Raw genomic sequence first — 21100 nt, 5'->3', positions numbered from 1 at the left:
TTTTTGCGTTGCCCGGTGCCGGAGTGTCGTATGGACTGGTCGTGCCAGAATCCACCGAAGCGAGACCTGTCATGGATCGCCTGAAAACGGCGCGTCGGGCGCATCCCGCTGGGCGTTTACGCGAGCCCGCGATATCGCGCCGAAGCCGCAGCCGGCGCCGTTACGTCGAACAACCCGGCACGCTCGCTCAGTCGCGTGCGCCGGCCGGGCGCACGCCCAGCGCTTCGGCTTGCCGCACGAGATCCGGCAGCGTGCGGACCTGCATCTTCTTCATCACCTGGGCCCGGTGCACCTTCACCGTGATTTCCTGCAGGCCTAGATTCGCCGCGATCTGCTTGTTCATCAGGCCCGCGACCACCTGGCTCATCACTTCGCGTTCGCGCGGCGTCAACGACGCGTAGGCCTGGCGCACCGCGTCCAGCACGCGCTCGCGCGCGCGGCGCTCGCCGTCGCGGGCCAGTGCGCGGCCGACGGCATCGAGCATCGCTTCGTCGTCGAACGGCTTCGTCAGGAAGTCGAGCGCGCCGCCCTTCATCGCCTTGACCGTCGTGGCCACGTCGCCGTAACCGGTCATGAACAGGATCGGCACGTTCAGGCCCGCACGCACCGCTTCCTCCTGAAGGGCCAGCCCGCTCTCGTCGACAAGACGCACGTCGAGGATCAGGCAGCACGGCACGTCGGGCCGCTCGAACGCGAGAAACGCCCGCGACGACGCGAACGTCTCGACGCGAAACCCCGCCGAGCGCAACAGTGCGCTCAACGCGCGCCGCAGCGTTTCGTCGTCGTCGACCACATAGACGATCGGCGCGGGATCGCCCGCGCCCCGGTTACCGGTCGACGTCATTTCCGGCGTGCTCGCCATTGCATTCCCTGTGTACGCATCCGCTTCATTATCGAATGATAAACTAAGAAAAAGCCGAGCGGAACCGCCACGCCTCACACGGCGCGGCCGATCGACGGGCCGCCGCTCACGCGGGCGGCGCGCCGGATGCGATCTGATCGATCAGATCGAGCATATCGTCGGATGGAAACGGCTTGCGCAGGAACGCGACCGCGCCTTGCTCGAGCGCGCGGCGCACCGACTCGCCGTCGCCGTGCGCCGACATGACGATGACCGGAATCGTCGCGTTGCGCTGAGCCAGCAGGCGCTGAACGTCGAGACCGCTCATACCCTTCATCTTCAGATCGACCAGCACGCAAGCCGCGCCGTCCAGCGGGCCGGCCGCGAGGAATTCCTCGCCCGACGCGAACGGCAATGCGGTATGCCCGGCCGATTTCAGCAAGCTGGCAAGACTCTTACGGACCGACGCATCGTCATCGATGATGCACACAATGGCCATGAAATGAGAACCCGAGAATTTTGTCAATCCAGAACATCGCGACCCGGCTTGCGCTGCGCCGACGGGCATCGCCGCTTCGCGCAACGCCCGCGCAACCGGTGTTTCAGGCCCACGGCCCCGCGGCCAGCACCGGTTGGGCGGGCGCGGCCGGTGCCGGCTGCGCTTCGGTAGCAAAGGACGCACACCGGGCATGGAGGCGCCCGGCTTCGCCCGACTCCGCCAGTTTCTCGAGCGCATACGCGCGCACGACCTCGAGGAACGAGTAACGCTTCGAGAGTCCGACCGAATGAACGACCAGCAGCGATTTCGACGCAAGGCCGACCAGGCAGTCGAGCACCTCTTCGGCACCCAGTTCGTCGCACGCGGCAAGCGCGCAGGCCGCGTCGAGCCGGAATGCATCCGGAAACACCGCGAGGCGGCACAGCACGGTGCGCTCCGTGTCGTCGAGCAGCCGGTAGCTCCAGTCGATGGTGGCCCTGAGGGTCTGCTGGCGGGGATGCGCGGTGCGCAGGCCGCCGGACAGCGACAGGACGGACTTGTCGAGATCGGCCGCCAGCCCCTGGATGCCGAGCGACGCGACCCGGGCCGCGCCGAGTTCGAGCGCGAGCGGCAGGCCGCTCAGGCGGCGGCAGATGGTCGCGATCGCGTTCAGCGTGTTCGTGTCCGCCGGAATGTCGGTGCCCATCGCGCGAGCCCGCGCCAGAAACATGCGGACGGCACCGCTCGCGACGATCTCGCCGTCGTTCGCGCCGGCCGGCGGCACCGGCAGCGGGCCGACGCGATAAACGCGTTCGCCGGCGACACGCAAAGGTTCGCGGCTCGTCACGACGAGTGTCGCGCCGGCATTCGCGTCCGCGATCGCTTCGCAGAGGTCCGCCAGATCGTCGACGTGCTGCTCGGCATTGTCGAGCACCAGCATCACGCGCTGCTCGCCGATCGCGCGCACGACATCGGCAGGTTCGGCGGCAGGGCTGCCCGGCAGGTCGAGCGCGTCCAGCACCGCCGATTCCAGCGTCGCGTCGCGCTGCCAGCCGGCCAGATCGATCCGGACCATCTCGATGCCGCGCACCGCCGCCCAGGTCGTGGCGACCTCCAGCGCGAGATGCGTCTTGCCGACGCCGCCGGGGCCGACCAGCGTGACGAGCGCCTCGCGCTCGAGCAGCGCGTGCAGTTCGGCCGCCTCCTGCTCCCGGCCGATCAGCGGACATTTGCGCGGCACCGCGCCCGCGCGGACGCCGCCAGCCGGCTCGAACCCGGCCGGCAGGCGGTCGGCGTGGTCCGGGTCGACCGGCGGAGCGAGACGATAACCGCGGCCCGATTCGGTCCGTATCCAGCCGTGCTTGCCGCCGAACAGCTTGCGCAGCGTCGAGATGTGCACCTGGATGTTGTTCTCGACCACGATCGTGTCAGGCCACACGGCCTGCATGATCTCGTCCTTCGACACGAGCCTGCCGGCCGCCTTCACCAGCAGCTCGAGAATCTCGAATGCCCGGGCGCCGATATACCGGGGCTGCCCGTCGACGCAGACTTCGCGGCATTCAAGGGAAACCGTCACCCGCCCGAACGTGTACATGATCCGCACTCGCTTATGCTGCTCCTCACCTTGCGCCGCCTCGCGAGGCGACGCCCTCTGTTCCGCCCGTCCGGCCGCATCGATGCATGCTGGGAGGCTTGAACGCATCGTAGGGCGCGACAGGCGCGCCGACCACTATCCATAGGTTTAGTCCGGCGCCGGCCGGCCCGGTCGCCGGGGGCTGAAGGGGGTACTGCAAATTCCCGCAGGCTGGCGGACAATGCACGAGCCGCCGCCCGAGCCTGCGCAACCCAGCCCGGCCGGCCCCGTTTTACGAACCGTTTTCGCCCTGCTCCACCCAGCCTGCCCCGACCGTGAACCAACCCTTGCACGCCCCCGACGACACGAAGCGAATGAATGCCGACTGGCTGGCGCGCGCCCGCGTATCGAATGCGGTCCGCTCGGGCGACGTGCTGTGGTTCGACCTGACCGACACCATGACGGGGCGCGTGTGGTCCGCATGCCAGACCGGGTGGGAATCCGACCAGCGCTGCCGGCACTTCGAGCACGAATACGCATTGAACGAAGCGCTGGAACCGGCGTGGGCGCTCATGCCGGTTGCGCTGATCCGCGCCGCGGACGGCCCGGTGCTCGTCTATCCTCGCCCGGACGTGCGAGGGTTCGACACGCTGGCGGACGGACGGCTGCCGCTCGGCGCCTTTCTCGACGCCGCGATCCAGGCCACGCGCACGCTCGGGGAGCTTCATCGGCGCGGCTGGCTGCATGGCGATCTGCAACCGGCCAGTTTCGCCATCGCGCCGGACGGTACGGTCATGCTCCGCTCGTTCGCCCATGCGTGGAACCGTCGGACGGAACGCGCCGCGGCGGGCACGATGCGCACGGAATTCGCCGCGTACGCGGCGCCCGAAGTATCGGAAGGCGCATGCGTCGACGAGCGCGCCGACCTGTACGCGTTCGGCATCACGCTGTTCCGCCTGCTGACGGGCGCGATGCCCTACAAGGCCACGTCGACGCCCGAATGGGTCCACGCGCACGTGGCAATGCAGCCGGCGCCGGCCACGGCCTTTCGCGACGACCTGCCTGCCATCCTGAACGACCTGATCCTGAAACTGATCGCCAAGGAGCCCGCCGATCGCTACCCGTCCTGCGAAGCGGTGCAGCACGATCTCGAACGGATCCGGCGCGACTGGCTGGCGGCAGGCCGCGTCGAGCCATTCGCGCTCGGCGGCCGCGATCCGCTCGCCGGGTTGCACGCGCCCGACCTGCTGGTGGGCCGCGAAGCCGAATCCCGCGGGCTCGAGGAGGTGCTGGCGGCCGTATCGCAAACCGGCGAGACGGCCATCGTGCTGATCGACGGGCCGGCCGGCGTCGGCAAGACCGCGCTGGCCGAGCACTTCATGCGCGATGCGCGAGCGGCGTCGCGCACGGCCTGGTGCACGTCGGCCAAGATCGATCAGTTCCAGCCCGCACGGCCCTACGCGCCCGTGCTGCAGGCGTTGCGCACGCTGTTCGGCAGCGCGCTGGCCAGGCGCGACGACGAAATCGCGGCGATCGCCGCGCGGCTGCGCGACTGCGTGGGCCGTCAGGCCAACCTGCTGTCCGGCATCTTCCCGGAGATCGCGTGGCTGCTCGATGTCGAGCCCGTCGCGTTCGACCATACCGATGCGATTCCGGAATTTCATCTATGCCAGATCGTCGTGAATGCGTTCCGTGCGTTCGCGACGCCGGCCGAACCGCTCGTCATCGCGCTGGACGACATCCAGTGGGCCGACGACGCGACACTCGCGTTGCTCGCGTCGATCGCGGCCGATCCACCGGCCAATATCTGCGTCGTTGCCGGTTATCGAAGCGGGCCGCAGCACGACCACCCGCCGGCATTCCGCCGCTTCCTGCGGCAGCTCGACCCCACCCGTCTGTCGACCCTGACGCTGGCGCCGCTCGCCGCACCCGACGTGACGCGCATGCTGGCCGGCATGCTCGGGGAGCCGCCGGACCGGCTGTCCGGGCTCGGCGACATCGTGCACCGCAGGACCGGCGGCAACCCGTTCCATATCCAGCAGTTGCTGCGCACGCTGATCGACGAGCGGCTCCTCGGCTATGACCCGGCGCGACAAACGTGGCAATGGGATGCGGCCGGCATCGACGCGCGCCGCCCGACCGAGAATGTCGTGAGCCTGCTCGAGATCCGGATGCAGCGGCTGCCGCATGAATCGAGAACGCTGCTGTCGCTGCTGGCCTGTGTCGGCAGCGATGCCGACGATGCGCTGTTGTGCGCCGCCGCCGGCAAGACCTGGGCCGAACTCCGCTTCTGGCTTGACCCCGCGCGCCAGGCGGGCCTCGTATCGCTCTCCGGAAACCGCTGGCGCTTCGTTCACGACCGCATCCTCGAGGCCGTCTACGCGGTCACCGGGCCGGCGGAGCGCGCGCTGCGCCACGCGCGGATCGCCGCCGCGATGCTCACGCGCGCGGACGCGCGATCGACCGAATCCCTGCTGGAACTCGCCGCCCAGATCGAGCAGGCGAAAACCGCGCCGCTCGACGACGCGCTCGCACTCGAATTCGCGGATGCGCTGGCCGCGGCGGCCGAGGCCGCGGCGATCGTCGCCGCGCGCGATCGCGCGTTGTCGTTTCTCGCGACCGCGCAAGCGCTGCTCGGCCCCCACGCATGGTCGCAACACTACGATCTCGCGAGCCGGATCGGCATCCTGCGCAGCGGCCTGCTGCTCGCGACCGGCGAAACCGCGCAAGCATCCGACGCGATCGACGAGCTCATGGCGCGGACGCGCACGCCGGCCGATCGCGCCGAGGCCCACCGGCTGAAGGCCGCACAGCTCACGGTGGAGTCGCACTACCGGCAGGCCGTCGACGTCGCGCTGGCCGGGCTGGCGCTGCTCGGCGTGGAACTGCCGGCCGAGCCGGCCGAGGCCGATCTCGCGGCGGCCTGCGACGCCGTGCGCGATGCGCTCGATGGCCGCGCCATCCGCGACCTCGTCGACCTGCCCGTGATGACCGACACGCGCGTCGAAGCCGCGATGGCGCTGCTGACCGCGCTCGAGGCCGCGATGTTCTATCCGAGCGGCGGGCTGATGTTGCTGCACCTCGCGACGATGGTCCGGCTGACACTGCGCCACGGCGTCACCGCCGCGTCGGTGCAGGGGCTCGCGTGGTACGGCGTCAGCATTGCCGAGCATCACGACGCGTATGAGGACGGCCTCGAATTCGCGAAGGTCGCGCTCGCGCTGGTCGATCGCCACGGCTTCGAGCGCTACCGCTCCGCGGCGCTGATCGCGCTCGACCAGGTGAGCGTCTGGACCCAGCCGCTGTCGTACGCGCTCGAGCGCGCGCGCGATGCGAAAGCGGCGGGCAATGCGAGCGCCGAGCTGCGCTGGATGTGCTACAGCTGCAACCACATCGTCAGCGATCTGCTCGCGATGGGCGAAGCGCTGCCGACGATCCGCGACGAAATCGATCCGCTGCTGCAGATCGCACGCGGTGCACGCTACGACGACATCGTCGACCTCGTTTCCACCCAGTCGGAATTCGTCGACGCGCTGCAGTTCGGCTGCCACCGGCCGGTCGGCACCTGGCGTGCCCGTGCGTCGACGAAAACGCCGATGTCGGTGCTGCAGTTCTGGACCGACGTGCTCGCCGGCCAGGCGGCCTTCATTTTCGGCGACGCGGACGCGGCGCGTGCGTCGCTCGATGCAGCCGCATCGAGCGCGTGGTCCACTCCCGCGCACATCATGCTGTCCGACTTCCACCTGTTCGGCGTGCTGGCCGGCATCGCGAGCGACCGCGGTGCCACGCCGCCCGAGCGGCTGCTCGAACGCCATGCGCCGCAACGCGCCCGCTTCGCCGCGTGGAGCAAACGCAATCCGGGCACGTTCCGCAACAAGCTCGCGCTGATCGATGCCGAATTCGCGCGCGTACGCGGCGAACATATCGTCGCGATGCAGCAGTACGAGGCCTCGGCCAGCCTCGCGGCGGAACACGGTTTCGTGCACGAACAGGCGCTCGCGCACGAACTGGCCGCGCATCACGCCACGTCGCTCGGGCTCGCCGGCTCCGCCCGCCATCAGCTGCGGCTCGCCCATGCGTGCTACCGACGCTGGGGCGCGGCCGGCAAGACCCAGGCGCTGGAAGCGCAGCATCCGTTCCTCGTGATGGACCCGTCGCCGGGCGGCCCGCCCATGCCCGCGCGCGAAGATCTCGATTTCTCGCTGGCGATGCGCGCGGCCCATTCGCTGTCCGAGGAAATCGTGCTGGAGCGCCTGATCCAGACGCTGATGCGCAACATGATCGTGTATGCCGGCGCGCGTTATGGCCTGCTGCTGCTCGCCCGGCACGACCGGCTGACGATCGAGGCAGCCGCGCGGACCGTCGGCAGCGACGTGATCGTCGATATTGCCCGCAGCGAACCGACCGAGCAGGATGTCCCGCTGTCGATCCTGAACACCGTCGCCCGGACCCGCAAGCCGGTCGTGCTCGCGAACGCGCAGCGCGAAGGCGTGCCCGACCACGCCGACAGCCTGCGCGCGCACCCGACGCGCTCGCTGTTCTGCCTGCCGCTGTTGAAGCAGGGTGTGCTGATCGGCGTGCTGTATCTCGAGAATGCCTTGTCCAACGGCGTGTTTTCGCCGCGGCGCATCGCGATGCTGGAAGTGCTCGCGCCGCAGGCGGCCAATGCGCTCGAATCCGCGCGGCTCTACGCGGAACTGATCGACGAGAACACGCGCCGGCTCGAGACCGAGGCCGCGCTGCGGCACGCACGGACCGAGCTCGCGCGCACCGCGCACATGACGGTGATGGGAGAGCTGGCCGCGTCGATCGCGCATGAGATCAATCAGCCGCTGACGAGCATCGTATCGAGCGTCGGTGCGTGCATGCGCTGGCTGCGCGGCGCGCAACCCGATCTCGGCGAAGCGCTCGCGAGCCTCGAAGACATCCGTGCGTCCGGCGTGCGTGCCGCCGACATCGTCCGCGCGCTGCGATCGCTCGCGCGCCAGGCCCCGCCCGCGCTGGCGCCGCTCGCGATCGACGACCTGATTCGCGACATGCTGCATCTCACCGCGACCGAAATCGACGCGAAGCAGGTCGCGCTGCGCGTCGACCTCCATTGCGGCAACATCCGCGTGATGGCGGATCGCACGCAGATCCAGCAGGTGATCCTGAACCTGGTCACCAACGCGCTCGACGCGATGGACGGACTGGCCACGTCGCGCGAACTCGAGATCGCGTCGCAGGTCGGCGACGCTTACGCGGTCGTCTCCGTTGCCGACCGCGGCGCCGGCATCGATGCCGACATCGCGAACCGGATCTTCGATCCGTTCTTCACGACGAAATCGCACGGCATGGGGATGGGCCTGGCGATCTGCCGCTCGATCGTCGAAGCGCATGGCGGCACGCTCGACGCCGCGCCGCGCGACGACAGCGGCACCGTGCTGACGTTCCGGCTGCCGATTTCGACGACAAGTTGACCCGTGGGGCAAGCACGGCGCGCAACCCGCTTCTCGCTGCGGCTCAGGTGCCGCCCGACCGATGCGCGTCTTCGCCGAGGAACCGGTGCACGAACGTCACGGCCATCGCCCCTTCGCCGACCGCCGACGCCACCCGCTTGACCGAACCCGACCGGACATCGCCCGCCGCGAACGAGCCGGGCACGCTCGTTTCCAGATAGTACGGCCGGCGCTCGAGCGGCCACACGCGCTCGAATGCCGGGCAGTCGTACAGGTCGCTGCCGGTCACCAGATAGCCGCCCGGATTGCGGATGATGTTCGTATCCCGGGCCCATTCGGTGTTCGGCGCACCGCCGATGCAGACGAACAGGTGCGTGGCCGGCAGCACGTCGCGCGCGCCGTCTTCCGAACGCAGCACGATCGCTTCGAGCCGGCCGTCGCCGTGCAGCGCGTCGACGGTCGAGCCGTACCGCACCGTCACGTTCGGCGTGCGCTCGATCCGGTCGATCAGGTAGCGCGACAGCGTCGCCGCCAGCGACGCGCCCCTGACGATCATCGTGACTTCGCGCGCGTGCCGCGCGAAGTTCATCGCGGCCTGGCCCGCCGAATTGCCGCCGCCGACGATGAACACGTGCTTGCCTTCGCACATCGGCGCTTCGCTCGACCCCGCGCCGTAGAACAGGCCGGCGTTGAGGAACTTCCGTTCGTCGGGCAGGCCGAGACTGCGGTATTCGATCCCGGTCGCGCAGATGTTCGAGTGCGCGGTCAGGATCGAGCCGTCGGCCAGGTCGACGCGAATCTTGCCGTCGACGAACGTCGCGTGCACGCCCTCGCGCATCATCAGCAGCTCGACGCCGAACTTCACCGCCTGCTGGCGCGCGCGCTCGGCCAGCTCGGCGCCCGGAATGCCGTCCGGAAACCCCATGTAATTCTCGATCAGCGAACTCGTTCCCGCCTGCCCGCCGATCGCATCGCGTTCGATCACGACGGCGCGCAGCCCTTCCGACGCGGCGTAGACGGCCGCCGACAGGCCGGCGGGACCGGCGCCGTAAATCGATACGTCGTATTCGATGAAGCGCGGCCGAGCGACCCAGCCGAGCTTCGCGGCGATCTCCGGCAGCGTCGGCTGGTAGATGCGCGAGCCGTCCGGGAAGATGACGACCGGCAGCCGGATATCGCGCAGCGGCGCGATGCCCAGCTCGCGCGCGCAATCGGTGTCGGACGTCAGCTCGCACCATTCGTACTCGATCACGCCGCGCTTCAGGAAGTCGCGGATTGCATAGGCCTCCTTGCTGTTCGGCAAACCGATTACCTTGACATGCTGCGGCTGAGTCATGAGCGCCTCCCGGTGACCGTCGTGTCGGATCTCGCCCGGACCTCGCGCCGGGCGCACTTGCGACTGTACGTCCCCCTGCCGCCCGGGGTGACATGCTTAATAAGAATTAAGGTCCGCGCGCGACACGACCGTCCACAATGCAGCGTATCCAACCCCGCTTGCAGCTTCGCGCCGGCCGCGCTGCGAGCGATCTCCGGCGCCGGCATCGGAGCGGAAGATGACCACGACCTGCACCCATCTCGGCGAAGCACGCATCCTGACCACCGACAAGGACTACTGCGAGGAATGCGTGAAGTCCGGCAGCCAGTGGGTGCATTTGCGCCTGTGCCTGACATGCGGGCACGTCGGCTGTTGCGACTCGTCGCCGAATCGTCACGCAAGCCGGCATTTTCACGAAACCGGCCACCCGCTCGCGCGTTCGATCGAACCCGGCGAGCGCTGGGTCTGGTGCTATGCGGACGACGTGATGGCCGGCGAGATCGCGTCGTAACGCGCCGCGCGCCGGGATCCGGCGCTCGCGCGTGCCCGTGTCCCACGCCGGGACGCCCGTCGCCCCCACTTGTCGACATCGATCCGGCACCTTTCCGGACCGCGGGTTAACACCGTTCGATCGCGGCTTTGTCATGCCGATCTTTTCGGCTATAGTTTATCGAACGATAACTTATCTATCGATAAACAAGGAGTCTCCCATGCCCGTATCCAGACTCGCGCACTACTCGATCCGCACACTCGATCTCGAGAAATCGTGCCGCTTCTACGAACGTGTGCTCGGCTTCAAGCGCGGCTATCGCCCGCCGTTCGACTTTCCCGGCGCGTGGCTCTACAAGGGCGGCGACGAAGCCGATTACGGCACGGTCCACATCATCGGCGTCGATCCGGCCAACCCCGACGGGCTCGCGGCCTATCTCGGCGACAAGGACCTGCCCGCAACGGGCACCGGCACCGTCGACCACATCGCGTTCCTCGCGACCGGCGTCGAAGCGATGTGGAACACGCTGCGCGCGGAAGGCATCGCGTGGCGCGACCGCACGGTGCCGAGCCTCGGGCTGCACCAGGTCTTCATCGAGGATCCGTCCGGCGTGACGATCGAGCTCAACTACCCTGCCGCCGAGGTCGCCGGCCTGGAACTACCCGCCGCGGCCTCGGCCGGCGACACCCACGGAGACTGACATGAACGACAGCACTTCGACGAACCGCAAGGCCGCCATCATCGGCGGCTCGCTGGGCGGCCTGTTCGCCGCGAATCTCCTGCTGCGCAACGGCTGGGACGTGGACGTGTTCGAACGCGTGCCCGAGGCGCTCTCGGGCCGCGGCGCCGGCATCGTCACGCACCCGGAACTGTTCGACGTGATGCTCGCCGCGGGCGTGCGCATCGACGAATCGATCGGCGTGAAGGTCGAATCGCGCATCACGCTGGCCAGGGACGGCAGCGTGGCGTCGGAACGCGGGCTGCCGCAGACGCTGACCGCGTGGAGCAAGATGTACCACGTGCTGCGCGCGGCACTGCCCGACCAGCATTACCACTCGGGCGCCGTCGTCGCCGATGTCGCGGACGGGCCGGATCGCGCATCGGTCACGTTGTCCGACGGCTCGGTCGTGCACGCGGATCTCGTGATCGCGGCCGACGGATTCCGCTCCGCGATCCGCGAAAAATTCCTGCCGGATGCGCGGTTGCAGTACGCGGGCTACGTCGCGTGGCGCGGGCTGGTCGACGAAGCCGGCCTGTCGGACGCGACCCACGCGACGCTGTTCGATAAATTCGCGTTCGGCCTGCCGCCGCACGAGCAGATCCTCGGCTATCCGGTCGCCGGCCAGGGCAACAGTACGAAACCCGGCGAGCGCCGCTACAACTTCGTCTGGTATCGCGCGACCCGCGAAGACACCGACCTGCCGAACCTGCTGACCGACGAGACCGGCAAGCTGTGGGCGGGCGGCATTCCGCCGACGCTGATCCGCCGCGACGTCCTCGACGACATGGAAGACGCGGCTCATGCATTGCTTGCGCCACAGTTCGCCGAGGTGGTGGCGCGTGCGACGCAGCCGCTGTTCCAGCCGATCTACGACCTCGAAGTGCCGAACATGGCGTTCGGCCGGATCGCGCTGCTCGGCGACGCCGCGTTCGTCGCGCGGCCGCATTGCGGGATGGGCGTCACGAAAGCTGCCGGCGATGCGCTCGCGCTCGTCACCGCACTCGCCACGCGCACCGACACGCTCGACGCATTGTGCGAATACAGCGAAACGCGTACGGCCTTCGGTGCCGCGATCGTGCAGCATGCGCGCCACCTCGGCGCCTACATGCAGGCGCAACTGAAAAACGACACCGAGCGCGCAATGGCCGAGCGCTATCGCACGCCGGAAGTCGTGATGCGGGAAACCGCCGTTCCGCCGCATTTCTGAGCGCGGGCGGGCGCCGCGTGCGAGACGCGCCGCGCCCGCTGCCCGGATACCCAAACCAGAAGGAGACACCGTGAACCACCCGATTCCGGCTGCCGCCGGCACCGCGCCCGACCTGGACGCGCCGGCACAGGCCACGCACCCGCTGCTGCGCGATGCCCGCTTTCGCGATCTCGTCAGGCGCAGAAGGCTGTTCGCCTGGTCGCTGACGCTCGTCATGCTCACCCTCTATTTCGCGTTCATCCTGATGCTCGCGTTTTCGCCGACGCTGCTCGGACAGCCGATCGTGCCGGGCCGGCCGACCCCGTGGGGCATCCCGGTCGGGTTCGGCATGTTCGTCGTCACGTTCGCGCTGGTCGCGCTTTACGTGTATCGGGCCAATTCGGTGTACGACACGATCGTCGCATCCATTCGTCACGGAGGCGATCAATGAAACGCCTGCTCATCGCATCGATCGCCACCATCGGCTCGGCACCTGCGTTCGCGGCCGGCCCCACAACGCTCGCGCACGGGCACAATCCGGTCGCGATCGGCATGTTCCTGCTGTTCGTCGCTTCGACGCTTTTCATCACGCGCTGGGCCGCGCGCAAGAACCACAGCGTGGCCGACCACTACGCCGCGGGCGGCAAGATCACCGCGTTCCAGAACGGCTGGGCGATCGCCGGCGACTACATGTCGGCGGCGTCGCTGCTCGGCATCTCCGCGCTGGTTTTCACGAGCGGCTACGACGGCCTGATCTATTCGGTCGGCTTCCTCGCGAGCTGGCCGATCATCCTGTTCCTGATCGCCGAGCCGCTGCGCAATCTCGGCAAGTACACGCTCGCCGACGTCGTGTCCTATCGCCTCCGGCAACGGCCGATCCGCGCATTCGCGGCGTCGAGCTCGATCGTCATCGTGCTGCTGTACCTCGTGTCGCAGATGGTCGGCGCGGGCAAGCTGGTCGAGCTGCTGTTCGGCCTGAACTACACGGTCGCGGTGCTGATCGTCGGCGTGCTGATGGTCGTCTACGTGTTCTTCGGCGGCATGCTGGCGACGACCTGGATCCAGATCATCAAGGCCGTGCTGCTGCTCGCCGGTGCGGCCTTCATGGCGATCATGGTGCTGAGCCGTTTCGGCTTCAGCCTCGATGCGCTGTTCGCGCAGGCGATTCTCGTGCATCCGAAACATGCGGCGATCATGCGCCCCGGCGGCCTGGTATCCGATCCGGTCTCGGCCGTGTCGCTCGGCCTCGCGCTGATCTTCGGCACGGCCGGCCTGCCGCACATCCTGATGCGCTTCTTCACGGTCGGCGACGTCAACGCGGCCCGCAAGAGCATCCTCTATGCGACCGGCATCGTCGGCGCCGGCTATGTGCTGATCGTCATCATCGGCTTCGGCACCATCGCGCTCGTCGCGTCGGACCCGCAGTACCGCGACGCATCCGGCGCGATCGCGGGCGGCGCGAACATGGTGGCGATCCACCTCGCGCATGCGGTCGGCGGCGACGTGTTCCTCGGCTTCATCTGCGCGGTCGCATTCTCGACCATCCTGGCCGTGGTCGCCGGACTGACGCTCGCGGGTTCGTCGGCGATCTCGCACGACCTGTATGCGAACGTGCTGCGTCGCGGCCGCGCTTCGGATCAAGAGGAAATGCGCGTGGCGCGCGGGACGACCCTGGTGCTCGGCGTGCTCGCGATCCTGCTCGGCATCGCATTCGAAAAGCAGAACATCGCGTTCATCGTCAGCCTCACGTTCTCGATCGCGGCAAGCTCGAACTTTCCCGTGCTGCTGCTCTCGATCTACTGGCGCGGCCTGACGACGCGCGGCGCGGTACTGGGCGGCCTGACCGGGCTCGCCACCGCCGTGACGCTCACCGTGCTGAGCCCGACCGTCTGGGTGCAGGTGCTCGGTCATGCGCATGCGGTCTATCCGTACGAATATCCGGCGCTGTTCTCGATGGCGGCGGCATTCGCCGGCGTCGTCCTGTTCTCCGTCACCGACCGCTCAGCCCGTGCGCAACGAGAACGCGAGCAGTTCGACACGCAGCTCGTCGCCTGCGAAATGGGCATGACGCAACGCGGCTGAGCCGCACGCCCCGAAAAAACGATATCCCGTGGGAGACACCATGTTGAATTGCACCTGCTGCATGTCGCCGGCACGGCGCCGCCTGCTCGGCGCGCTGGCCGCGCTCGCCGGCACGGCCGTCGCCGGACGCACCGCATCCGCAGCCGACACCGCGAGCGCACCGGTCGCCTCGACCGCCGTGCCGCGGCATCGGCCGCGCTCGATCGACATCCACGCGCACTACTACCCTGAAAGCTTTTGCGATCTGGTCGGCGGCGAAGGCAAGCGCTTTGGCGGCTCGTTCGCGTGCGACGATGCGTCGTTCACGTTCCGGACGCCCGCCGGCGGCCTCGGGCCGCTGCCGATGAAGTTCATCGACGTCGACGCGCGGCTCAAGGACATGGATGCGTCCGGCGTCGACGTCCAGGCGCTGTCGCTCAGCGTGCCGATGGCGTACTGGGGCGACCGGCCGTTCAACGCGAAGCTCGCGCGCGACTGGAATTCGGCCGCATCGCGCGTCTACCGGCGGCACCCGACGCGGTTCGTCGTACTCGCGACGCTGCCGATGCTGAACGCGACCGATGCGATCGACGAACTCGAGCGCGCGGCGCAGTTGCCCGGCGTGCGCGGCGTGTACATGGGCACCAACATCGACAACCGCGATCTCGACGATCCGCTGTTCGCGCCGGTGTTCGCGCGCATCGAGCAACTGGGCCTGCCCGTGTTCCTGCATCCGCAGCAAACGGTCGGCGGCGCCAGGCTCGGCGATTTCTACCTGAGCAACCTGCTCGGCAATCCGTTCGATACGGCGATCGCGGGCTCGCACCTGATCCTGGGCGGCGTGCTCGACCGCCACCCGAACCTGCACGTCACGTTGCCGCATGCGGGCGGCGCGCTGCCGATCCTCGTCGGGCGCCTCGACGCGGGCTGGACCGCCCGCCCCGAAACGCGCCGGCTCGCGCAAAAGCCCAGCAGCTATCTGCGGCGCTTCAGCTACGACACGGTGTCCCATTCGGGGCCCGTGCTGAACTTCCTGATCGAGAACGTCGGGGCGGACCGGCTCGTACTCGGCAGCGACTACTGCTTCGACATGGGCTACGAGCAGCCGGTCCGCTTTCTCGACCGCCTCGACCTGACGGCGGAACAGCGTTCGATGATCCTCGGCGGCAATGCGGGCAAGCTGCTCGGGATCTAGCGGGCAAGCAGGCATATGAAAATTTTCGACCCATTGCACCGTCGGCGCAGGCCGTTGCCGCACATGGCATCATCCGGCCAGCCGGTGAGGGCCGGCATGCAACGCCACGCATCACGACGGCCGGCCGGCAACGCACGCCGCCGGCCGAACACGGGAATCACGCACGATGAAGATAGTCATTGCAGGCGGATCGATCGCGGGTCTCGCGGCCGCGCTGACGCTCGATTGCATCGGACACGACGTCATGGTCTGCGAGCGCTCGCCGACGCCGCTGCGCGGCCGGGGCGGCGGCGTGGCCGTGCTGCGGCGCATGATGGCGTTTCTCGAACGGCATGGCCGGCATTGCCGCCAGACGATCAGCGTGCCGACGCACCGGCGGCGCTGGATCGATCGCGACGGCGTCGTCACGCGCGACGAACCCGAAATGCTGCCGTTTTCGTCATGGGATGCCGTCTACCGCTCGCTGTGCGAGACGCTGCCGCGCGGGCGCATCCATTACGGCCGCACGGTCACCGGCTTCGCCCAGGACGTGGACGGCGTCGACGTATACCTCGCAGACGAACGCATCCGCGCGGATGTGCTGATTGCCGCCGACGGCTCCGGCTCGAACCTGCGCGCGCACCTCTTCCCCGGCTATGCGCCGTCGTTTGCCGGTTATCTCGCATGGCGCGGCATCGTCGACGAAGCCGAATTCGACGCCGCATCGATCGCATCGCTGGTCGAGAACATGACGCTTCACAAGGCGCCCGGCGAACTGTTCATGGCGTTCCTGATTCCCGCGCTCGACGGCTCGCTCGCGCCGGGCACGCGCCGCTTCAACTGGCTGTGGTATCGCAACGAAGCCGATCCGGATGCGCTGCGCCGGCACCTGACGGATCGGGACGGCCACGTTCACCATGCGTCCGTGCATCCGGGGCAGCTTGCCGACGACACCGTCGCGACGCTGCGGCAACTCGCCGGCGAACGCTTGCCTGCTTCCCTGTCGCAACTGGTGCTCGCGACGCGCGCGCCGTTCAACCAGGCGATTTTCGATGCGTTGAGCCCCGCTTTCGTCGACGGCCGTGTCGCGCTGATCGGCGACGCGGCCTGCACCGTGCGCCCTCATACGGCATCCGGCACGTCGAAGGCGGCGAGCGATGCCGTATCGCTCGCCGAAGCGCTGCCGGCGGACGCGACCGATGTCGTCGAGCGCCTGGCGTCATGGTCGGCCCGGCGGCGGGAGGAAGTGACCTCGTTGCTCGACAAGGGTCCGCAACTTGCCGCGTCGTTCGGCCTCGGCACGCCGCGCTGACGCATGTGCGCGGGCGCCGGAATGCAGCATGCGGGTGTTCAGAACGTTTCAGCGCAGCTTCAGGAAATAGCGTCGGCGCCCGCGTAGACTGCCCCCCATCATCCGCCGCGCAGGCAAATCGTCCGCGCGCAGTCATCCCCTGGAGTAACGACATGATCTCCACCGCGAATCGCTGCCGCCGGACAGGCTTGTCATCGCCGAATCGATCGGCGGTGCCGTGCCGCCATCCGGCGCCGACCGGAACGTCCGTCGCGAGCACGCGCAAGCCGGGCCGCACCGGCCGGTCCGCCTGTCGCGCCAACCTGATCCGCGGTGCCGCGCGCGATCGTCATGCGAACGCGCGCGTCCGACACGCCGTCTACTGCCCCGCCAATCGAATGACGCCGGGCGAACCGGTTCACGTGGAGCGCGCATGAAGCACAAACGACTCTGGTTCGGTGCGGCAGGCATCGCGATCGCCGGCCTGGCGGTCGCGATCGGCATCATGGTTCGGCCGTCGATCGCGCCGATCGATCCGCCTGCCCGCGCATCGTTCGATCCGCAACTGATCAAGGCCGGCGCGCGCGTGGTCGCGCTCGGCGATTGCGTCGTCTGCCACACCGCGAAGGACGGCAAGCCGTTCGCGGGCGGGCTGCCGCTCGCGACGCCGTTCGGCACGATCTACGCGACCAACATCACGCCGGATGCCGACACCGGCATCGGCCGCTGGTCGCGTGACGCGTTCGCGCGTGCGCTGCGCAGCGGCATCGCCCGCGATGGCCATCCGCTCTACCCGGCCTTTCCGTACATTCACTTCACGCGGATGTCCGACGACGACATCGCAGCTGCGTACGCGTACCTGATGACCCGCGAGCCGGTTCGAACGAAGACGCCGGCGAACGACCTGATCTTCCCGCTCAACTTCCGGCCGCTGGTCGCGTTCTGGAACGTGCTGTTCCTGCGCGAAGGCGCGTACCGGCCGGACCCGTCGCAATCCGCGCAATGGAATCGCGGCAAGCTGCTCGTCGACGGCCTCGGCCACTGCGCGTCCTGCCATTCGCCGTTGAATGCGATCGGCGGCGAACAGTCGGGCAAGGCATTCGACGGCGGCATCGTCGACGGCTGGGAAGCGCCGCCGCTCAATACGCTCGGCAACGCGGTGCGGCCGTGGACGCAGGCGCAACTCGTCACGTACCTGCGCACCGGCCGCGCGAGCGAGCACGGCGCGGCCGCCGGACCGATGCTCCCCGTCACACGCGATCTCGCGACGGTGCCGGTCGAGGATGTCGAAGCCATCGCGGCCTACATACTGTCGATCCAGAAGCCGGCCGCCGCACGGCCTGCGACGACCGCCGCCGAACGCCATGCGACGACGCCGGCCGGCCAACGCGGCGCGGTGCTGTTCCAGGCGTCGTGCGCGCAGTGCCACGGGCCTGCATCGCCGATGCAGTCGATCGGCGAACGGCCGACGCTCGCATTCAGCACGGCGGTCGCCGCCGACACGCCGCGCAACGCGATCCAGATGATGCTCAACGGGATCGGCTGGCACGGCGAGGACACGCTGAACTACATGCCGTCTTACCTCGACCAGTACGACGACGCGCAGATCGCGGACCTCGCCGCCTACCTCCGCGAAACGTACACCGATCGCCCCGCATGGAGCGGCATCGACACCCTGGCCGCGAAACTCAGAAAGGAGGACAGCGCGCGATGATCACCCTCACCGTGAATGGCGTGCGGCACACGCTCGACATCGATCCGTCCACGCCGCTCCTTTACGCGCTGCGCAACGACCTGCACCTGCACGGCGCGAAGTTCGGCTGCGGCCTCGGGCAATGCGGCGCGTGCACCGTGATCGTCGACGACAAGCCGATGTTCTCGTGCCTGATCCCGGTCGCCGCGGTCGGCGAGCGCCGCGTCAGGACCCTCGAGAGCCTCGGCACCGCCGAGCATCCGGGCAAGCTTCAGCAAGCGTTCATCGAGCATCAGGCGGCGCAGTGCGGTTATTGCATCGCGGGCATGATCATGCGCGCGCAAGCGCTGCTGGAACGCAAGCCGAAACCCACCGAACACGAGCTGCGCACGCACATGGAACCGAATCTGTGCCGTTGCGGCACCCACATGCGGATCCTGGCGGCCGTGCGCCAGGTCGCGGGCCTGCCGGACCCGGAACCGGCCGCCGCTCCCGTCACGATCAGCAAGGGACTCTGATGAACCCACCCGACGATATCGACGAAGGCCGCCGGCACTTCATGGTTTCCGGCGCGCTGTTCGTCGCGTTCAGCCTCGCACCGGCCGCGCGCGCCGCCGCCGAGGTCGTGATCGCGGACGAAGGCGCCGCCGTCCACGTGGCCAAGGCTACCGAAACGCTGGCCGGCAGCCTGAAGACCAATCCGCTGCTGGACGCGTGGATCAAGATCGCGCCCGACGGCAAGGTCACCGTGTTCACGGGCAAGGTCGAGCTCGGCACCGGCGTGCGCACCGCGTTGCTGCAGGTGGCCGCCGAGGAGCTGAACATGAAGCCCTCGCTGATCACGTTCCTGACCGCCGACACCGGCGCGTCGCCGGACGAGGGATTGACGGCCGGCAGCCACACGATGGCGGACAGCGGCTCCGCGCTGCTGAACGCCGCCGCGCAGGTGCGCGGGCTGCTGGTCGACGGCGCCGCGAAGCAGTTCGGCGTCGAGGCGCGCCTGCTCACCGTCGCCGACGCGGTCATCAAGGCGCCGGACGGCCGCACGATGCGCTACGGCGATGCGGTCCGCACCGTCGACCTGCATCGCAACGCGACGCCGACGTCGCCGCTGAAGAGTCCCGCGACGTTCGCCGTGATCGGCACGTCGCTGCCGCGCGTCGACATTCCGAACAAGGTCACGGGCGGCGTCAGCTACGTGCAGGACATGACGCTGCCCGGCATGCTGCATGCGCGCGTCGTGATGCCGCCGGTGTACGATGCGAAGCTGCTGTCGTTCGACGAAGCCGCGATCCTGAAGATGCCGGGTGTCGTGCGGATCGTGCGCAACGGCAGCATGCTTGCGGTGGTCGCGCAGGGCGAATGGCAGGCGGTCGTCGCGCAGCGCGCGCTGGCCGCCGGCTGCCGCTGGTCGCCCGGCCGGGCGCTGCCCGATCGCAACACGGTTCACGAGGACCTGAAACGAATCTCGACGCAGCGCATCGAGATCGCCAATACGCATGCGCAAACCGCGCCGGCGACGAAAACGCTGTCCGCCACGTTCCTGAAGAACTACCTGCTGCACGGCTCGATCGGGCCGTCCTGCTCGGTCGCGCATCTCGAGAACGGCACGCTGACCGTGTGGACCCACTCGCAAGGCGTCTACCCGCTGCGCGACGCGCTCGCCGAGATGCTGTCGATGCCGAAGGCGAGCGTGCGCTGCATCCATACCGAGGGCTCCGGCTGCTACGGGCACAACGGCGCGGACGACGTGGCCGCGCATGCGGCGCTGATCGCGGCCGCGATGCCCGGCAAGCCGATCCGCGTCCAGTGGATGCGCGAACAGGAGCATACGTGGGACCACTTCACGCCGGCGATGGTCACCGAGCTCAACGCGTCGCTCGACGCGAGCGGCCGCATCGTCGACTGGAACTACGCGCTGTGGAGCAGTTCGCACAACGAGCGGATCGTCAACGCCGGCCGGCTGCTGCCCGCGCGCATGCTCGAACCGCCGTTCGTGCCCGCGCCGTCGACGCCGATGCTGCAGCCCGAGGGCGGCGGCGACCGCAACGCGATCCCGCTGTATGCGCTGCCGAACATGCACATCGTCAACAACTTCTCGCCGACGATGCCGCTGCAGACGTCGGCGATGCGCTCGCTCGGCGCGCACACGAACGTCTGGGCGATCGAAAGCTTCATGGACGAGCTCGCGCACGCGGCCGGCGTCGATCCTGTCGAATTCCGGCTGCGTCACATGCAGGATCACCGCGCGAGCCAGGTGATCAAGCTCGCCGCGACGAAATTCGGCTGGCCGCGGCCGCCGCGCGAACGCAACCGCGGCGTCGGCTTCGCCTTCGGCAAATACAAGAACCTGATGGCCTACGTCGCGATTGCGGTCGAGGTGTCGGTCGTGCCGGAAACCGGCCAGGTGACGCTCGAACGTGCGGAAGCGGCCGTCGACGCTGGCCAGATCGTGTCGCCGGACGGCATTCGCAACCAGATCGAGGGCGGTATCATCCAGTCCGCGAGCTGGACGCTGTACGAGGCGCTGAAATACGATACGCAGCGCGTGCGCAGCTTCGACTGGAGCAGCTATCCGATCCTGCGCTTCTCGGCCGCGCCGCAAAGCGTGCGGGTCAATCTGATCAATCGTCCCGGCGCGCCGTTCCTCGGCGCGGCCGAGGCGTCGATGGGACCGACCGCCGGCGCGCTCGCCAACGCGATCTTCGACGCGACCGGCCAGCGCCTGCGCGAGATGCCGTTTGCGGGCGACGCGCTCAGGAAACGCATCGACGCATAGCGGCATCACACGACACATCGCGCCGGCATGAACCGGCGCGGGCAATAAACAGGCTGGAGA

General features: G+C 68.6%; 15 protein-coding genes. 11 read left to right on the top strand and 4 right to left on the bottom strand.

Features of this window, described 5'->3' with window-relative positions; translation table 11 throughout:
* Nucleotides 1-187: 187 nt before the first annotated feature.
* The 3 genes from KVT39_RS12865 to KVT39_RS12855 form a co-directional block, all read right to left on the bottom strand.
* On the bottom strand, nt 188-844 hold the full coding sequence (locus tag KVT39_RS12865; RefSeq protein ID WP_235212562.1) for a response regulator transcription factor: 657 nt from the start codon (nt 842-844) through the stop codon (nt 188-190).
* A 124-nt stretch (nt 845-968) separates the two neighbouring features.
* The gene (locus tag KVT39_RS12860) at nt 969-1424 is read right to left on the bottom strand and encodes a response regulator transcription factor (RefSeq protein WP_235212563.1); all 456 of its coding nucleotides are present in this window, start codon (nt 1422-1424) and stop codon (nt 969-971) included.
* Between the two features lie 19 nt (nt 1425-1443).
* Nucleotides 1444-2913, bottom strand: coding sequence for a winged helix-turn-helix domain-containing protein (locus tag KVT39_RS12855; protein ID WP_175747828.1), 1470 nt, complete (start codon nt 2911-2913; stop codon nt 1444-1446).
* 353 nt (nt 2914-3266) lie between these two features.
* On the opposite strand from KVT39_RS12855, the gene KVT39_RS12850 reads away from it, so the two are divergent.
* Complete coding sequence (locus KVT39_RS12850) at nt 3267-8351, top strand: AAA family ATPase (RefSeq protein WP_217589229.1); 5085 nt, start codon at nt 3267-3269, stop codon at nt 8349-8351.
* A gap of 43 nt (nt 8352-8394) precedes the next feature.
* Here the strand turns inward: KVT39_RS12850 and KVT39_RS12845 are convergent, their stop codons facing one another.
* Entirely contained in the window at nt 8395-9666 is a 1272-nt protein-coding gene (locus KVT39_RS12845) for an NAD(P)/FAD-dependent oxidoreductase (RefSeq protein ID WP_217589228.1), read from the bottom strand.
* Between the two features lie 217 nt (nt 9667-9883).
* Between KVT39_RS12845 and KVT39_RS12840 the strand changes: the two genes are divergently transcribed.
* From KVT39_RS12840 to KVT39_RS12795, 10 genes are all read left to right on the top strand, one after another.
* Nucleotides 9884-10156 carry a ubiquitin carboxyl-terminal hydrolase 14 gene (locus tag KVT39_RS12840; RefSeq protein WP_034184373.1) on the top strand — a complete coding sequence of 91 codons (273 nt, stop codon included), beginning with the start codon at nt 9884-9886 and terminating at the stop codon, nt 10154-10156.
* Between the two features lie 199 nt (nt 10157-10355).
* Complete coding sequence (locus KVT39_RS12835; RefSeq protein ID WP_034184374.1) at nt 10356-10835, top strand: VOC family protein; 480 nt, start codon at nt 10356-10358, stop codon at nt 10833-10835.
* 1 nt (nt 10836) lies between these two features.
* Entirely contained in the window at nt 10837-12063 is a 1227-nt protein-coding gene (locus tag KVT39_RS12830; protein WP_217589227.1) for an FAD binding domain-containing protein, read from the top strand.
* Between the two features lie 70 nt (nt 12064-12133).
* A complete protein-coding gene (locus KVT39_RS12825) occupies nt 12134-12493 on the top strand; it encodes a DUF485 domain-containing protein (RefSeq protein WP_217589226.1) in 360 nt (119 codons plus the stop codon).
* On the top strand, nt 12490-14124 hold the full coding sequence (locus KVT39_RS12820) for a cation acetate symporter (RefSeq protein ID WP_217589225.1): 1635 nt from the start codon (nt 12490-12492) through the stop codon (nt 14122-14124). Before KVT39_RS12825 ends, KVT39_RS12820 begins: the two co-directional genes overlap by 4 nt.
* Nucleotides 14125-14164: 40 nt before the next feature.
* Nucleotides 14165-15298, top strand: a complete 1134-nt coding sequence (locus tag KVT39_RS12815; RefSeq protein ID WP_217589224.1) for an amidohydrolase family protein — start codon at nt 14165-14167, stop codon at nt 15296-15298.
* A gap of 166 nt (nt 15299-15464) precedes the next feature.
* Nucleotides 15465-16589 carry an FAD-dependent monooxygenase gene (locus tag KVT39_RS12810; RefSeq protein WP_217589223.1) on the top strand — a complete coding sequence of 375 codons (1125 nt, stop codon included), beginning with the start codon at nt 15465-15467 and terminating at the stop codon, nt 16587-16589.
* Between the two features lie 412 nt (nt 16590-17001).
* On the top strand, nt 17002-18282 hold the full coding sequence (locus tag KVT39_RS12805) for a cytochrome c (RefSeq protein WP_217589222.1): 1281 nt from the start codon (nt 17002-17004) through the stop codon (nt 18280-18282).
* Nucleotides 18279-18779, top strand: a complete 501-nt coding sequence (locus KVT39_RS12800) for a (2Fe-2S)-binding protein (RefSeq protein WP_105392436.1) — start codon at nt 18279-18281, stop codon at nt 18777-18779. Before KVT39_RS12805 ends, KVT39_RS12800 begins: the two co-directional genes overlap by 4 nt.
* Nucleotides 18779-21040 (top strand): molybdopterin cofactor-binding domain-containing protein, encoded by a 2262-nt coding sequence (locus KVT39_RS12795; RefSeq protein WP_217589220.1) that lies wholly within the window; start codon nt 18779-18781, stop codon nt 21038-21040. The genes KVT39_RS12800 and KVT39_RS12795 overlap by 1 nt, the downstream gene beginning before the upstream one ends.
* Nucleotides 21041-21100 lie beyond the last annotated feature (60 nt).

It is taken from the genome of Burkholderia sp. GbtcB21, from assembly GCF_019091065.1.
Lineage (GTDB): Bacteria > Pseudomonadota > Gammaproteobacteria > Burkholderiales > Burkholderiaceae > Burkholderia > Burkholderia pyrrocinia_C.
The sequence above is the reverse complement of the archived record's forward strand: the minus strand, read 5'-3'. Positions and strand labels throughout refer to the sequence as shown.

Bases quoted from the DNA above. Each gene is read 5' to 3' on its own strand.
- KVT39_RS12840 (WP_034184373.1), top strand. From the start codon at position 9,884: ATGACCACGACCTGCACCCATCTCGGCGAAGCACGCATCCTGACCACC.
- KVT39_RS12795 (WP_217589220.1), top strand. From the start codon at position 18,779: ATGAACCCACCCGACGATATCGACGAAGGCCGCCGGCACTTCATGGTT.
- KVT39_RS12815 (WP_217589224.1), top strand. From the start codon at position 14,165: ATGTTGAATTGCACCTGCTGCATGTCGCCGGCACGGCGCCGCCTGCTC.
- KVT39_RS12855 (WP_175747828.1), bottom strand. From the start codon at position 2,913: ATGTACACGTTCGGGCGGGTGACGGTTTCCCTTGAATGCCGCGAAGTC.
- KVT39_RS12800 (WP_105392436.1), top strand. From the start codon at position 18,279: ATGATCACCCTCACCGTGAATGGCGTGCGGCACACGCTCGACATCGAT.
- KVT39_RS12830 (WP_217589227.1), top strand. From the start codon at position 10,837: ATGAACGACAGCACTTCGACGAACCGCAAGGCCGCCATCATCGGCGGC.
- KVT39_RS12850 (WP_217589229.1), top strand. From the start codon at position 3,267: ATGAATGCCGACTGGCTGGCGCGCGCCCGCGTATCGAATGCGGTCCGC.
- KVT39_RS12805 (WP_217589222.1), top strand. From the start codon at position 17,002: ATGAAGCACAAACGACTCTGGTTCGGTGCGGCAGGCATCGCGATCGCC.
- KVT39_RS12845 (WP_217589228.1), bottom strand. From the start codon at position 9,666: ATGACTCAGCCGCAGCATGTCAAGGTAATCGGTTTGCCGAACAGCAAG.
- KVT39_RS12810 (WP_217589223.1), top strand. From the start codon at position 15,465: ATGAAGATAGTCATTGCAGGCGGATCGATCGCGGGTCTCGCGGCCGCG.
- KVT39_RS12865 (WP_235212562.1), bottom strand. From the start codon at position 844: ATGACGTCGACCGGTAACCGGGGCGCGGGCGATCCCGCGCCGATCGTC.
- KVT39_RS12820 (WP_217589225.1), top strand. From the start codon at position 12,490: ATGAAACGCCTGCTCATCGCATCGATCGCCACCATCGGCTCGGCACCT.
- KVT39_RS12835 (WP_034184374.1), top strand. From the start codon at position 10,356: ATGCCCGTATCCAGACTCGCGCACTACTCGATCCGCACACTCGATCTC.